A 15230-nucleotide genomic window follows, 5' to 3' on the forward strand; every position below is an offset into this window, starting at 1 on the left:
CTACCCTCTTAAGAATGTATTTAATAATTGTTCTGTCTCATATAAAGGTAAGCCGACAACGGCAAAATAGCTACCCGAAATATGCGTTACAAAGCGCCCACCTACCCCTTGGATACCGTAACCACCGGCTTTATCTTGAGGCTCGCCCGTTTGCCAATAAGCATGTATTTCTTCATCACTGAGCGTTTTAAAGGTGACATCTGTACTGACCACACAACTGAGTACTTTATCTGATGTAGCAAAAGCGATGGCTGTTAACACTTGGTGCGTGCTCCCTGATAAGCGCTTTAAGGTTTGAGTAAAATCGTCTTTATCTCGAGGCTTACATAATGATTGGTTATCCATCACTACCACGGTATCACTACCTAGAACAGGCCGATCGGTATATCCTTGTTTTACGCCCATTTGTGCCTTTAAACGCGCTAAACGTTCGACATAATCATATGGGAGCTCGTTAGCGAGCTGGCTTTCATCGGCATCAACACTAAATTGTGAAAACTCGATACCCAACTGGGTTAAAAGCTCTTTACGGCGGGGAGACGCGGAGGCTAAATATACTGCGCAAGTCATTATCTGATCCTAAAGTGTCTACGGTATTTTCTAAGTAATAAAAATACCCATATCCAACTCAACATACCTGTTAATACAGGCCATAAGTAATGTGGGCTAAAATAAACGCCAAGTAAAAAATGATTTAACCAAAACTGCATTAAATGATAAAGCGTTAAAAATAAGCCAATTAAAAGGCTTTGTTGCCACAATGAAAAATTGCGAATTTTTTGAAAGTTACTTGCCGTAACAAAAATACACACCGAGTAGGTTAATGAGTTTACACCTAAAGAAGAACCGGTCGCTAAATCAATCAGTAGTCCAACAACCCAAGCCGTGCCTATGTTTAAGCGATGCGGTAAAGCCAAAGACCAGTACATAAGTACCAACAGCACCCAGTCAGGGCGAAATGGTTCAAGTGAAAAAGGTAACGGCATTAGCGCCATTACTAATGCAAAGAAAATACTTAATGCGATTAAGAGCATATGGCGATTAATCATCTCCCATCAACTCCTGCTGATTTAGCCATAACACGACTAATAATCGAATTCGGTCTAATTGAGCTATAGGTTCAGCAAATACTTGTGCAAAAGGTTGTCCTTCATCACGGGTTATTTCGGTGATCACCGCTACCGGATAGCCCTCAGGGAACGTACCACCTAGGCCAGAGGTCACCAACACATCACCAATACGCACATCTAAGCTATGCGGCACATGTGATAGCTTTAACACGTTAATTTTACCGATACCTTCAACCACTGTGCGCACATCGTTTCGTAATATACGCACCGGTGTTGCATGGGTAGTATCTGTAATTAACAGCACCCGCGAGGTTGTTGAACCAACTTTAGTCAACTGCCCGACTAACCCCATATCATCAATCACCGCTTGGCTTTCGCTTAAACCATCGGTGGTTCCCCGATTTATCACCACTTGGTGACTATAAGGATTTGAATGAACAGAAAGTACTTGAGCAATAATTTTACGATTGGTGTGTTTAGAGGAAGAGCCAAGTAATGCACGAAGTTTTTGATTCTCTTTTGCTAAAAACTCATATTGCTGGATTTGCTCACTTTGCAATACTTGCTTCTTTTTGAGTGCTTCGTTTTCGGTTAGTAACTGCTCACGGGTATGCAAACTTTTGGCGCTAAAGCTAAATACTTCGTAAGGTAGGTTAGCAACATAAATAAGTGGACTGACCAATGTATTCAAACTAGTACGAATGTTCTGTCCACCTTGCGTGTACTTGTCTCCAAGGATCAATACGATACTCAAAAGCACTGCGACAAAAAGTCGCAGTTGCAAAGAAACCGTTTTTTCAAACATTGATTTCATTAATCGTAACTAAAAACGTCACCACCGTGCACATCAATCATTTCAAGGGCCTTGCCGCCGCCACGTGCAACACACGTAAGTGGATCATCAGCAACAACCACTGGAATGCCCGTTTCTTCCATTAGCAGGCGATCTAAATCCTTAAGTAATGCGCCGCCGCCAGTTAACACCATACCATGCGCTGAAATATCAGATGCCAGCTCAGGTGGAGACTGCTCAAGCGCCACCATGACAGCGCTTACAATCCCCATTAGTGGTTCTTGTAATGCTTCTAAGATTTCATGCGAGTTAAGCGTAAACGAACGAGGTACGCCTTCTGCAAGGTTACGACCACGCACTTCTATCTCTACTGGCTCGTCTGTTTTAAATGCCGATCCAATTTGGTGTTTAATATTCTCAGCGGTGGCTTCACCGATTAAGCTACCAAAGTTACGACGCACATAATTAATAATGGCTTCATCGAACTTATCACCACCAATGCGTACTGAAGATGAATACACAACACCATTAAGTGAAATAATAGCGACTTCTGTTGTACCGCCACCAATATCAACCACCATAGAACCCGTTGCTTCAGACACCGGTAAACCGGCACCAATTGCAGCTGCCATTGGCTCTTCGATTAAGTAGACTTCGCGAGCACCTGCACCCATTGCTGATTCACGAATTGCACGCTTTTCAACTTGAGTAGCTCCACAAGGAACACAAATAAGCACGCGTGGGCTTGGGCGCATAAAATTATTATTGTGCACTTGTTTGATGAAGTGCTGTAACATTTTTTCAGTAACATAAAAATCAGCAATCACACCGTCTTTCATTGGACGTATAGCTTTAATATTACCAGGCGTACGGCCCAACATTTGCTTAGCTTCTGCACCTACAGATGCAACACTTTTAGGTCCACCAGCACGCTCTTGACGAATAGCAACAACTGAAGGTTCGTTTAATACAATACCTTCTTCTTTTACATAAATTAGTGTGTTGGCTGTACCTAAATCGATCGATAGATCGTTTGAAAAAATACCACGGAGTTTTTTAAACATGAGGCTGGATGACCTTTGAAATTCGTTCTTGTTGTAGTTGCGCTTACTTTAACATTCTCAACACAATGAGCAATGTAAAGCGCAGCCGTTTTTGTAATCATTAAAAAGAGGAAGCGTCGATTCCCCATTAAATATTATCGTTCGCTCATTAAGCGAAAGCCAATATAATTAGCTCTAAAATCTGGCGCTAAAATTAACGCGTTGATGCACGAGCAAGGCTTGGGGCAAAATTCCATGCACCTTCGCGAACAACGGCATCTTTTTATTCCCTGTACTACTAGTCCATTCCCATACATTGCCTACAGTATCGCATAAGCCAAATGCATTTGCAGAAAAAGACCCTACCGGAGCCGTGCGTTTATTAGACCACTCGCTACCACACCAACCACAGTTAGCTAGATTTTTACCAATTTCGTTATCCCATGGGTACTCTGTCTCTGTGCCTGTACGCACCGCATATTCCCACTCAACCTCAGTAGGTAAACGATACGTTTGCGCTGCTTTATCAAAAAACCATTAAGCGTAAACAATAGCATCATTTTTTTTGTCAAACACACAGCAGGAAACTCATTGGTTTGCTCAAATCCTGGAGCTCGCCAATTTAAGCTTTCTTCCCAAACAGGTTCGCCGTTGGGTAATATGCGCAACCTTTGCCTTTTTCAGCTTCGGTTTTATATTGCGTTTTGTTTACAAACCCTTCAAATGCGCCAACAGTCACTTCTTTGCTCTGCGTAGCAAAAGATTCACTAATCGTTTTTTCAACCACGGGGCGTTCATTTTCAAGCCCATTGCCGTTTATATCACCCATTTTAAATTTGCCAACGGGGATCATCACTGCTGATGGGTCCACCATAGGTAGGCGTGTATCAACTTCCACTCCTTTTGGGCAATCTGCTTGTATTATTTGCTCGCGCTTTATAAGGGATGTAACCCTCTTTGCGTATTTCTAATTTATGCAAACCACGTGGTAAGTTCGTCACCAAACGAGTAGAACCGACTCAATATCATTAATAAATACTGCATCGCTGTGTACATTAGAGCGTAAGGTTAACTGAACTAATTTATCTTTTTTGTTCTCAGCGACCACTTTAGGCTTTTTATTAACTGTTTTAGCGACAACGGCAGCAGCTTTATTATCCCCATTATCGCTGAATATTAACTGACTATCAGAGAAAGTAGTACTATAAGCTGGCTGATAAGTATTTGCCAGTGGGGTACCATACTCTAAACAAAAGCTATTATTCACACTAAGTAAGTGACATAAACGACTGCTGTTTACATCTTCGCGCTTAGTAACGCTTAAATTGGCGTTGTAATCACCTTGCCCGCTAAATGCGCTCTTAATCACGTGACTACTTAAAATTTGTGCTTGTACCCCAGCCATGTCTCGCTTAGGTTCAACAAGACGTTTTTCTGTATAATTTTCAAATATTTGATCTAAAAAACGTTTAGTTGCCTTTTTCAGTCCTATTTGCTGACCGCTCTGCTCACTTGCCGCCAGTGCTTCAGTGCGCTTACAGTTAATGGTATGGTCAACTTCAAGCGTACCCTCTCGGGTAAATTCATTGCGTAATCGCTCTACACGCGCCGTAATATATTGCACTTTTAAGCTTTCAATCGTGTTTTGAAGTGCATGTTTATCAGCGCGAACTTGCTCAATATCTTTTAGATGGATGCAATTGCCGCCAATTGCATAAAAATATCATTTTTATTTTGTTTTTGATCAACAACGGCTTTTTGATAACGCGATTGTGCAGAGGTAATGTATAGCGACGGATTATCAATTAAACGTCGATACATATCATTCATCGCATCCAACACTTGGTTTTTTTCTTTATCAAGCTGTGTGGAACGCGTTCTCAGCAATTCAAGTTGTGTTTGAAGTTGATTCTCTTCTTTTAAATATTTATCGAGCATCGTCGTTGAACGAGTGTATTCTGTTTGTTTCGCATTAATCTCTGATTCAATTCTGTTTACAGTAGTTGTATCTTGTGCAAATACTGTGCTTGCAAAAAAGCTAGCATAAATGAACAGAGATAAAGGGGCGATTCGCATATATTTCAGTCCCAAAAAAGCGGCAATTATTTGGTTATTATTATTTTTTATAATAAAACCTTATGCTATGTACTTGAAGCACAAAACACAAGCTTTGTTCATTTATTATCTCAGTTTACAACTATTATCCCGTTTCATGCCAGTAAATAACCGTTTCATTTGTACTAAATAGCTAATTTATTTAACAACACCGAGATTTATCTGCATTTTACGCTATATAAGATGCCAATTTAGCCGCGTATTCATATTTTTTAGTTTGCTTAAGTAATAAAAACTGAGTCAAAATAACGCTATTACACAGCACATTCATAATGTAACTAATGAAAAAGAGTGATAATGCCAATACCATTCAGTATTAATGAACATAGCTATTTACAAACAATTACCAGTGAATTACTAACAGACAAAAAAATAACTTTAGCTATTAAGCGCGATGATTTATTGCATCCACTTATCAGCGGTAATAAATGGCGAAAGCTCAAATACAATTTAGTTCGTATGCAACAACTGGGTAAATCTGAATTACTTACATTTGGTGGGGCCTTTTCAAATCATATTCATGCGTGCGCCGCTGCTGGTAAAGAGTTTAACTTAACAACCCACGCAATTGTGCGCGGCCCACAGCTTGATCTAAATAATCCTACTCTAAAATTTGCACAGCAATGTGGTATGCAGTTATATGCAGTCAATCGTATAGAGTACAAACAACGACATGATGAAGCCTATTTAGCCGCATTACAGGCACGCTTTCCAAACGCATACATTCTACCTGAAGGAGGCACTAACGAGTTTGCTATAGAGGGATGTAAAGAGCTTGCCCAGAGTTTACCTGAGCACGACTACTTAATCTGTCCAACTGGCAGTGGCGGCACCTTGGCTGGATTGATAGAGGGCAGCTCAAATAAAATCAACCTACTAGGGATTGCTGTTTTGAAGCAAGCCGACTACCTGCGGGACGAAATACGCGCTCTTAGTCCTAAAGCAAAATCACAAAATAACTGGCAACTACTTACGCAATTTCACGGTGGTGGATATGGTCGTTTTACAGCTGAGTTATGGCAGTTTTGCCAACACATGCAGCAGCAACATCAATTACCCTTGGAGCCTATTTACAGTGGTAAAATGATGTACGCACTTTGGCAGCTCATCAATAATGATTACTTTGCCCCTAACAGCAAAATTATTGCAATACATACTGGTGGGTTGCAAGGTTTAGAAGGGCTAAAATATCGCAAATTAGTGTAGAGTATATTTAACTTGTTAATTGCTTAGCATTAGTGAAATGCGACTTGAGTATAATTGGGGAGTAATTTAGAAAAATATCCTCCTTGCGCGCCGCTAATGCCTATTACTTTTAAAAGTTGTAGCTCCTGATGCGTCTCCACATCAAGTGCAAATACTGATAAGCTCAATAATCTACCCATATGCACAATCCCCCTAACGTATTTTTGTTGTGAATTACTGCGCTCTATCCCATGGACAAGTTCAGAAGCTAAGTTAAGCCCTGATATTTGTTTATTAAGCGTAAACTTAAAGATATTTTTACTGCTTCTCACATCATCAATTACAATATTGCAGTTTAGTGCCGCTATTGCTGCAAAAGCGCCTTGCAAACGTAATTGATTATTTAAGAATTCTGATTCATTTATAGAAAATTGCAGTGTATGTTGGTTTTTTAAGTCATTGATATAAGCAGTTAACCAGCTCCAAAACTCGTTATTAAACCAGTTTTTAGGATGTAACTTAATACTAATAACTGACGATGATTTATCTATAAGCAATAGTTTTTTTACTTGCATGACTACCGCTTGATCGTGCAATAGCGCCTCACCTTCGTTATAAAATTGACTGATACTTTCTTGATTAAGTAATTGTTTATTTCCCCTGTCATTACTTTTAATTGATACGTAATGCTTAATAATAGCGCCGCTATCGAGCTCGTATACTGGTTGAAATAAAATAGCCAATTTTTGCTTTTTAATTCGTTGTGGTATTGAGTGTCTATCGAGCTTTTGGACATGACCATAATTTAACGCTAATTGGTGATAATGCTTAACTCGATTTTGCTGTGAAAGAGTAAGTGCCGACTTTGCCAACTGATACACCATAACCTGATCAGCCTCTGAATAATAAGTACATAAACCTACTTTTACATGCCTCTGTGCAGTTCTTGGCGTCAATACATGAGCGGCACTTACAATGCATTGATGTAAATATTTAGCGCAATTGAGTTTATCAATTGCATCAATCCCTTTGAGAGTAAAAGCGAAATTGCCTGCAGTTAATAACTTAACGGATATTTCAGTCGTATTAATAAAGTCTTTTGCCAATAAGACGTTAAAGGTCGCTTGTAAGTCAGTGTTTGCATCAAAATGACATTCACACTGAATAAGTGCAAATACATTATATTTAATTGCTTCCTGCACATTAGTTGTCGCTATTGGAGCGAGCTGTAAAGAACTCACTTTGGGTGCATAACGCACTTTCTTATTATTAAAGTGCTGCTGACGTTTAGAGGCTATTGTGCTGTTTTTTATTGTTTTAGGCTTTTTAAAACGTCGAATACAAAGCATAGCGAGCAAAAAAAACGCGTTTATTATTAAAAACAAATAGCTATAGCTATACCAAACTGGCCATGAGTAAAGCAAAATTCCTTTTGAGTTAGCGCTAAAATAATGTTTTTGTTTTTCTATATAAATAGAGTTTTTATTAGGGGCGAGCGTAAAAGGCGTATTTGCAATAAGTTGATTTTCATTGGCCAATGGCTGTTGCAATTGCTTCGCTAGCTTTAAACCAACTTGCTCGTTTTGATGCTGTAAAACCAAACTTAAACCGCTATTAATAATCACTAGCAAGGCGATACACAGAGCATAAAACAAAGCATTTGAATAATTGGTAAAGTGAAATTTACTGGCTTTCATAACCCACCGGCACATCAAATAAGTTATTAAAGTGTTGTCTACTATTTGCAATTGTACAAGCCAACAATAAAAGTTTAGCAGAGGTTTAAAAGTTAGTACTTAATGTTATAAACATTATATTTAGCCTTTAATTAGTTAACTAAACAGCTGTCATTATTTATATATTAGTTTGAACAAATGAGGGCTTGGCTTAAAAAATAAAAAACCCAGTTTTTACGCTGGGTTTGAATGAAAAATTTGATTAAAAGTGATTTATATTTACACTTTTAAGTTATACGTAAGCTAGAACGGGATATCGTCATCAAAGTCGATTGTTGGTTCCATAGGGTTTGATGCGCCACCTTGCGGTGCATTTTGTGGCTTAGGTGCAAACCCGCCTTGCTGTTGTGGTGCACTATTTTGTTGTGGTGCAAAACCACCTTGCTGCTGTGGCTGGTATTGGTTGTTTTGCTGCTGAGCAGGTGCAGATTGCTGCTGTGGAGCATAACTGCCTTGCTGGCTATTTTGGCCTTGGTTATTTTGACCATAACCACCGCTTTGTTGCCCGCCTTGGTTTCCTTGATAGCCACTACTTTGTTGACCACCTTGGTTACCTTGATAACCACCACCTTGTTGGTCGCCACCGCGTGCACCTAGCATTTGCATTTGACCCGTAAAGCCATCAACAACGATTTCTGTAGTGTATTTTTCTTGGCCTTGTTGATCAGTCCATTTACGGGTTTGAAGTTTTCCTTCTACGTAAATTTGTGATCCCTTGCGGCAGTATTCACCCACAATTTCAGCTAACTTGCCAAAAAATACCACACGGTGCCACTCAGTTTTATCAACCATTTGGCCAGTGTTTTTATCTTTATAGCTATCTGAAGTTGCTAAGGTAATATTTGCTACACCATTACCATTAGGCATGTAACGAACTTCAGGATCTTGCCCTAAATTACCAACCAAAATTACTTTGTTCACACCGCGTGCCATGGAACCATCTCCTATAAACGTTAGATTAAACCAGCCACTCTTCGGGCTTGGTCTAGGTCAAATTCTTTATCATTAATTTTTAAGTAGCTACGACTTTCATCGCGAACTACGGTTGCTTCTATTACGCCGGGTAAAGCAACTAACTGAGAAGCCAGTGTTTGTGCCTGCTCTTCAGAATCTAATTGGGTCATTAAACTAATAACTTTGCTTTTCGGTGGGACTTGCATTTTCCACGCAATAATAAGCCATATTACCCCAACAAGTGCCGCCGCCGCAAACACAGCTTGCGTACTAGTTGTTTGTGCTACATACCCGCCAAGCATGCCGCCTAAAAAAGCGCCTAAAAACTGGCTCGATGAATACCCCCCCATGGCTGAGCCTTTTTGGCTTGCTGGAGCAATACGCGACACAAGAGCCGGCATAGTGGCTTCTAAAAAGTTAAACGCAACAAAATATAACAGCATACAAACTGCAATACCAACAACGCTGTTTGCCCACATAGACATACTTAACATGCTAACTATTAAAACCATAACAGAACCAATAAAGGCTTGTTTTTCTTTCTCTTTTTTAATTGCCACTATCATTACTGGCACCATTAAAAAAAACGCCAAAAATAAAACCGGAATATAAAGCTGCCAATGGTTTTCGGCCACTAAGCCATCTTTAATTAATTGGCTTGGTAATACTACAAAAATAGTCGTTAATGTTAGATGCAGCAATAATACGCCTACATTTAAACGTGCCAGCTGTGGGTGTTTAATCAATTTTTTGATGTCACTAAAACTGGCAAGCGTATCGCCTTTAGGGGCTTTATTTATTGCACTGGGAACGAGCATAGTGACTATAAAAATACCACACACAGCCAAAATAGCCGTTAGCCAAAATACGCCTGCAATGCCCCATGAAGCTGCCACTATCGGCCCTAATAACATCGCAAACGCAAAGCTCATGCCGATGCTCATGCCGATCACCGCCATCACTTTGGGGCGCTGTTCATCACGGCTTAAATCTGATGCAAACGCTAATAATGCGCTGGCGATAGCTCCCATGCCTTGTAACGCACGCCCTACCGTCACCATTTGAATAGACTCTGCCAAAGCGGCAATTACCGAACCTAAAGCAAACACCGCCAAACCACCGACTATGACTTTTTTACGACCTATTTTATCGGAAAGTCTCCCCATTGGGATTTGTAATACGGCCTGAGTTAAACCATACGCACCAATTGCAAAACCAATCCAGATAGGTGAAAAGCCTTCAAGCTCTTGACCATAAATAGCTAAAACAGGCATCAGCATAAATAAGCCGAGCATTCTAAATGCAAACACACTCGCTAACGATACGGCGGCGCGTTTTTCTCGTGAATTAAGTGAAGATGCGGTCATTATTTGCGTGATCTTACTGTGTTAAAAAATTAGGCAAGGATTCTATCACAAGCTTGGCAATAATTAATCGTCTATAACTAAGGATTTTTTCGATGATCAAGGATTAATATTGCAGCGTATTATGCGATACTGAACAAATAATTTTGGCAATAAACGAGATAGCATGGAAAACATTGAAGTCCGAGGCGCCCGCACGCACAATTTAAAAGACATCAGCCTAACCATCCCACGTGATAAACTAATTGTTATTACTGGCTTATCTGGTTCAGGAAAGTCATCACTTGCATTTGATACGCTGTATGCAGAAGGGCAACGCCGGTATGTTGAATCACTCTCTGCTTATGCAAGGCAGTTTTTGTCATTAATGGAAAAGCCCGATGTAGATCATATTGAAGGCCTTTCTCCTGCTATTTCCATAGAACAAAAATCAACCTCGCATAACCCACGTTCAACCGTGGGAACTATTACTGAAATCTACGATTATTTACGCTTGATGTTTGCACGCGTTGGCGAACCTCGCTGTCCGACTCATGATTTACCGCTCGCGGCGCAAACAATCAGCCAAATGGTCGATACCACACTGGCGCTGCCTGAAGGCACAAAGTTAATGCTCTTGGCGCCTGTTGTTAAAGACCGTAAAGGCGAACATGTAAAGCTATTAGAGCAGCTTGCAAGCCAAGGCTACATTCGCGCACGTATTGATGGCGAAGTGTGCGACCTATCTGATCCACCATCACTAGATCTACATAAAAAGCACACAATTGAAGTCGTGGTTGATCGCTTTAAAGTCAAAGACGGCCAGCAACAACGTCTCGCGGAATCATTCGAAACAGCACTTGAAATGTCAGGCGGCGTTGCCAACATTGCGTTTATGGACGATAGCAATGCTGAAGAAATGCTGTTTTCAGCAAATTTTGCCTGTCCAACCTGTGGCTATGCGATGACAGAGCTTGAACCGCGTTTATTTTCGTTCAACAATCCTGCAGGGGCTTGTCAAAGCTGTGATGGTTTAGGCGTAAGACAATACTTTGACCCTAATCGCGTGGTCCATAATCCTGAAATAAGCTTAGCTGGCGGTGCAATTAAAGGTTGGGATAAACGCAGCTTTTACTACTATCAAATGTTGCAAGCAGTTGCACAACATTACGAGTTTGATTTAGATGTTCCTTATCAAGAGCTTGCAAAAGAACATAAGAAAATTATTCTAGATGGCTCGGGTGATACTAAAATTGCATTTAATTACCGTAATGACCGCGGTGATTTAGTTACACGTAATCATGTATTTGAAGGCGTGTTAAATAATATGAACCGCCGCTACCGCGAAACTGAATCAAACTCTGTGCGTGAAGAGCTAGCTAAGTATCAAACCAGTCAAGCGTGTCCTAGTTGTAAAGGTTCGCGCCTTCGCCAAGAAGCACGCAATGTATTTATAGGTCAAACTAACTTGCCAACCATTACGCATATGAGTATTGGTGAGGCGATGAGCTTTTTTGAAGGTTTGCATTTAACTGGGCAAAAAGGCCAAATCGCCGAGAAGATACTAAAAGAAATTCGCGACCGGTTATCGTTCTTAATAAATGTAGGTCTAAATTACTTATCACTTGAGCGCAGCGCCGACACACTTTCAGGCGGTGAGGCACAGCGTATTCGCTTAGCGAGTCAAATTGGTGCTGGGTTAGTGGGTGTTATGTATGTACTGGATGAACCTTCCATTGGTTTGCACCAACGTGATAACGACCGTTTATTGAAAACCTTAGTTCATTTACGTGATTTAGGTAACACCGTTATTGTTGTAGAACACGATGAAGACGCCATTCGTGCCGCTGATCATATTATTGATATTGGCCCAGGTGCTGGCGTACATGGCGGCCATGTTATTGCTCAAGGTACACGCGATGATATTTTAGCAAGCAAAGACTCGGTTACCGGCCAGTTTTTATCGGGCGTGCGTAAAATAGAAGTACCTAAAGAGCGCCATGCTACTAACGAGAAATGGTTAGAACTGTTTGGTGCTACTGGTAATAACTTAAAAAATGTTGATTTAAAAATACCTTTTGGCTTAATGACCTGTATTACCGGCGTATCTGGTTCGGGTAAATCTACACTCATTAACGATACCTTATTTAAACTCGCTCACACTGAGCTTAATGGTGCCACAACCGCAGAAGCGGCACCTTACAAATCAATTGCAGGCCTTGAGCACTTTGATAAAGTAATTGATATTGACCAAAGTCCTATTGGCCGCACACCGCGTTCAAACCCTGCCACTTATACTGGTATTTTCACTGGTATTCGTGAGCTATTTGCAGGTACTCAAGAAGCCCGTTCACGTGGTTACAAAGTAGGTCGCTTTAGTTTTAATGTTAAAGGTGGGCGTTGTGAGGCATGCCAAGGTGATGGCGTTATTAAAGTAGAAATGCACTTTTTACCAGACGTTTATGTACCGTGTGATGTGTGTAAGGGTAAACGTTATAATCGCGAAACCTTAGAAGTACAATATAAAGGCAAAAACATCAACCAAGTGCTCGACATGACCGTTGAAGATGCCCATGACTACTTTGATAAAATACCGGCTATTGCACGTAAACTTAAAACCCTGATGGATGTTGGACTTTCTTATATCCGTTTAGGCCAAGCCGCTACAACACTTTCTGGTGGTGAAGCACAGCGAATTAAGTTAGCACGTGAGCTTTCTAAGCGTGATACCGGTAAAACACTATACATATTAGATGAGCCAACAACAGGCCTGCACTTTGCAGATATAGAGCAATTATTAGTAGTACTGCATCGTCTGCGCGATCATGGCAATACCATTGTAGTGATTGAGCACAATTTAGATGTAATCAAAACAGCCGACTGGATCGTTGATTTAGGCCCTGAAGGTGGTGCTGGCGGCGGTGAAATACTGATTGCAGGTACACCTGAAGAAGTGACTGAATGCCAGCGCTCTCATACTGGGCACTACTTAAAACCGTTATTAAATAAATAACGGTAATACGCTTTAGATAAGGTAAGTCGGTGTTAAGGTATTTAAAAATTGCAAAATGGCATGCTAATAAGCAGTTTAAGCAACAGCAAAAAAGCTGGCAACCACACCAAGTTAAACTGCTTAGCCATATAAAAAGCATATGGTTTAACCTTAACACCGCGCAAAAACTTTATCTGCTTGCGTTTATAACTCTAGCCATTTTTAAGTTAACGTGGCTACGTGCCACTATTACTATTATTGCGCTGATCATAGAATTTTGGCCTAAGTTTAATCAGCTCTGGAATTCACTCGCCGGTAAAGCAGTTATTTTGGTATTTTATGCCAGTATTACTAATCAAGCCATTTGGATCTGATCGCATAAAGTTTATTAGCCAAAGCTACTCACCACTTCTAACTGCATTAACCCGCTTTTTTTAGCGACGGTAGTGTTTGTAAGTCTGATTGCATTTATTGATGAAAAACCGCCTGAAAAAGTATTAAACGATATAGTAAATAGCTTTGAAAATAGCCAATCGCTCGCAAATAAATCCCCCGCTGAACAAGAGCAAGCCATAGAAAAGTTGAGTGAGCAAATAAAGAAAAAACTTCCCTCTTCAGACGATGACGGCGCTCAGACAAAAACATTTGGTATTCGCTTAGAAGGCGAAGATGAGAACACTCAAACGGTTAGGCAGTTTTTAGATACTAAAGGCTACTTTGAACGTAGTAAGCGCTTAATTGCCATGTTTGCCTATAGTTATGAAGCTGACAGTTATTCACGCTGTAAGAAATCAACACAGAGTAAGTCAATAGAGCTAAATGATTACGAAATTATTGAAATAACGCCTGATCAAAGCATGCCTTACAGTTATAAATTTATAGTTAGAGCCTGTGAGTCTGCCGGTATTTCTGCTACAAAACATTAAAATACAAAAAATGCCGCTAAATTAGCGGCATTTTTGTATCTGCAAATAAACGAGCCTATGGGCGTGGAATAAACCCAACCGCATCATAAACTGCTTTTAATGTAGTTTCTGCACGCGCGCCGGCTTTTTCAGCCCCTGATCTCATGATGTCATTAAGAAGTGTTTGATCTTCACGAATTTCTTTAAAACGTGTTTGAATTGGCTCAATCATGCTGACAACAGCTGCTGCGGTGTCTTTTTTCAAATGGCCATACATTTTGTCTTCGTATTCAGGGACTAACTCTTCAATTGAGCGCTTAGTTGCCACACTTAGTAGTGTAAGTAAATTAGATACACCTGGCTTTTCTTTGCGATCAAAGTAAATACGCGCTTGCTCGTCAGAATCGGTAACTGCTTTTTTAAGCTTTTTCTCAATCTTTTTCGGCTCGTCTAACATCATAATAAAGCCATTTGGATTTTCATCTGACTTAGACATTTTCTTCAGTGGATCTTGCAGGCTCATTACTCGCGCACCAAATTCTGGAATATACGGTTCTGGCAGCGTAAAAATATCGCCGTAAACATTATTAAAGCGAGTTGCAATATCACGCGTTAGTTCAAGGTGCTGTTTTTGATCTTCACCTACAGGTACTTTGTCTGCTTGGTACAGTAAAATATCAGCCGCTTGCAAAGCTGGATAAGCAAATAACCCCACATTAATATTATTAGCATGCGTTGCCGACTTATCTTTAAACTGGGTCATGCGATTAAGCTCACCCATTTGCGCATAACAGTTTAATACCCAGCCAAGTTGCGCATGCTCAGGTACCTGAGATTGTACAAATAACGCCGCTTTTTCTGGGTTAATACCGCATGCCGTATATAACGCAACGCCATCGAGTACACGAGCACGCAATAATTCAGGGTCTTGGCGTACGGTAATTGCATGCAAGTCTGCAAGCATAAAGTAGCTATCATATTCTTCCTGTAGCTTAACCCACTGGTTAATAGCGCCAACATAGTTGCCTATTGTCATACCACCGGTTGGCTGCATGCCACTTAATACTACTGGTTTACTCATGATTTTCCTTTAT

At 40.4% G+C, this 15230-nt stretch carries 12 protein-coding genes and 1 pseudogene; 4 read left to right on the forward strand and 9 right to left on the reverse strand.

The annotated features are described in order from the left end of the window. The 5 genes and pseudogenes from MTN96_RS15220 to MTN96_RS15240 all read right to left on the reverse strand — a co-directional run bounded on the left by MTN96_RS15220 (window position 1) and on the right by MTN96_RS15240 (window position 4982). Window positions 1-570 (reverse strand): nucleoside triphosphate pyrophosphatase, encoded by a 570-nt coding sequence (locus MTN96_RS15220; protein ID WP_248532143.1) that lies wholly within the window; start codon window positions 568-570, stop codon window positions 1-3. After that, window positions 570-1049 carry a rod shape-determining protein MreD gene (gene mreD / locus MTN96_RS15225; RefSeq protein WP_016900308.1) on the reverse strand — a complete coding sequence of 160 codons (480 nt, stop codon included), beginning with the start codon at window positions 1047-1049 and terminating at the stop codon, window positions 570-572. The genes MTN96_RS15220 and mreD overlap by 1 nt, the downstream gene beginning before the upstream one ends. Continuing rightward, the gene (gene mreC, locus MTN96_RS15230) at window positions 1042-1884 is read right to left on the reverse strand and encodes a rod shape-determining protein MreC (RefSeq protein WP_171034717.1); all 843 of its coding nucleotides are present in this window, start codon (window positions 1882-1884) and stop codon (window positions 1042-1044) included. Before mreC ends, mreD begins: the two co-directional genes overlap by 8 nt. Beyond that, window positions 1884-2927, reverse strand: a complete 1044-nt coding sequence (locus MTN96_RS15235) for a rod shape-determining protein (RefSeq protein WP_036981126.1) — start codon at window positions 2925-2927, stop codon at window positions 1884-1886. Before MTN96_RS15235 ends, mreC begins: the two co-directional genes overlap by 1 nt. 134 nt (window positions 2928-3061) lie before the next feature. Beyond that, window positions 3062-4982: pseudogene (locus MTN96_RS15240) on the reverse strand (SUMF1/EgtB/PvdO family nonheme iron enzyme). Window positions 4983-5318: 336 nt separating this feature from the next. Here MTN96_RS15240 and MTN96_RS15245 point away from each other — a divergent pair. Continuing rightward, a complete protein-coding gene (locus MTN96_RS15245; RefSeq protein WP_248532150.1) occupies window positions 5319-6227 on the forward strand; it encodes a 1-aminocyclopropane-1-carboxylate deaminase/D-cysteine desulfhydrase in 909 nt (302 codons plus the stop codon). 29 nt (window positions 6228-6256) lie between these two features. Here the strand turns inward: MTN96_RS15245 and MTN96_RS15250 are convergent, their stop codons facing one another. The 3 genes from MTN96_RS15250 to MTN96_RS15260 all read right to left on the reverse strand — a co-directional run bounded on the left by MTN96_RS15250 (window position 6257) and on the right by MTN96_RS15260 (window position 10263). After that, window positions 6257-7903: an EAL domain-containing protein gene (locus tag MTN96_RS15250; protein WP_248532151.1), complete on the reverse strand. Its 1647-nt coding sequence runs from the start codon at window positions 7901-7903 to the stop codon at window positions 6257-6259. 282 nt (window positions 7904-8185) lie between these two features. Then, entirely contained in the window at window positions 8186-8875 is a 690-nt protein-coding gene (gene ssb, locus MTN96_RS15255; protein WP_248532153.1) for a single-stranded DNA-binding protein, read from the reverse strand. A gap of 20 nt (window positions 8876-8895) precedes the next feature. Next, window positions 8896-10263 (reverse strand): MFS transporter, encoded by a 1368-nt coding sequence (locus MTN96_RS15260; protein WP_036981115.1) that lies wholly within the window; start codon window positions 10261-10263, stop codon window positions 8896-8898. Window positions 10264-10426: 163 nt separating this feature from the next. On the opposite strand from MTN96_RS15260, the gene uvrA reads away from it, so the two are divergent. The 3 genes from uvrA (at window position 10427) to MTN96_RS15275 (ending at window position 14157) form a co-directional block, all read left to right on the forward strand. Further along, window positions 10427-13252: an excinuclease ABC subunit UvrA gene (gene uvrA, locus MTN96_RS15265; protein ID WP_248532154.1), complete on the forward strand. Its 2826-nt coding sequence runs from the start codon at window positions 10427-10429 to the stop codon at window positions 13250-13252. A gap of 29 nt (window positions 13253-13281) precedes the next feature. Continuing rightward, the gene (locus MTN96_RS15270) at window positions 13282-13605 is read left to right on the forward strand and encodes a hypothetical protein (RefSeq protein ID WP_248532156.1); all 324 of its coding nucleotides are present in this window, start codon (window positions 13282-13284) and stop codon (window positions 13603-13605) included. 72 nt (window positions 13606-13677) lie between these two features. Continuing rightward, window positions 13678-14157 carry a hypothetical protein gene (locus MTN96_RS15275; RefSeq protein ID WP_248532158.1) on the forward strand — a complete coding sequence of 160 codons (480 nt, stop codon included), beginning with the start codon at window positions 13678-13680 and terminating at the stop codon, window positions 14155-14157. 55 nt (window positions 14158-14212) lie between these two features. On the opposite strand, the gene trpS is transcribed toward MTN96_RS15275, so the two are convergent. Continuing rightward, window positions 14213-15217, reverse strand: a complete 1005-nt coding sequence (trpS, locus tag MTN96_RS15280) for a tryptophan--tRNA ligase (RefSeq protein ID WP_248532160.1) — start codon at window positions 15215-15217, stop codon at window positions 14213-14215. Window positions 15218-15230: the final 13 nt, after the last annotated feature.

Source organism: Pseudoalteromonas sp. 2CM28B (genome assembly GCF_023161935.1).

Bases quoted from the DNA above. Each gene is read 5' to 3' on its own strand.
- MTN96_RS15220 (WP_248532143.1), bottom strand. From the start codon at position 570: ATGACTTGCGCAGTATATTTAGCCTCCGCGTCTCCCCGCCGTAAAGAG.
- mreD (WP_016900308.1), bottom strand. From the start codon at position 1,049: ATGATTAATCGCCATATGCTCTTAATCGCATTAAGTATTTTCTTTGCA.
- mreC (WP_171034717.1), bottom strand. From the start codon at position 1,884: ATGAAATCAATGTTTGAAAAAACGGTTTCTTTGCAACTGCGACTTTTT.
- MTN96_RS15235 (WP_036981126.1), bottom strand. From the start codon at position 2,927: ATGTTTAAAAAACTCCGTGGTATTTTTTCAAACGATCTATCGATCGAT.
- MTN96_RS15245 (WP_248532150.1), top strand. From the start codon at position 5,319: ATGCCAATACCATTCAGTATTAATGAACATAGCTATTTACAAACAATT.
- MTN96_RS15250 (WP_248532151.1), bottom strand. From the start codon at position 7,903: ATGAAAGCCAGTAAATTTCACTTTACCAATTATTCAAATGCTTTGTTT.
- ssb (WP_248532153.1), bottom strand. From the start codon at position 8,875: ATGGCACGCGGTGTGAACAAAGTAATTTTGGTTGGTAATTTAGGGCAA.
- MTN96_RS15260 (WP_036981115.1), bottom strand. From the start codon at position 10,263: ATGACCGCATCTTCACTTAATTCACGAGAAAAACGCGCCGCCGTATCG.
- uvrA (WP_248532154.1), top strand. From the start codon at position 10,427: ATGGAAAACATTGAAGTCCGAGGCGCCCGCACGCACAATTTAAAAGAC.
- trpS (WP_248532160.1), bottom strand. From the start codon at position 15,217: ATGAGTAAACCAGTAGTATTAAGTGGCATGCAGCCAACCGGTGGTATG.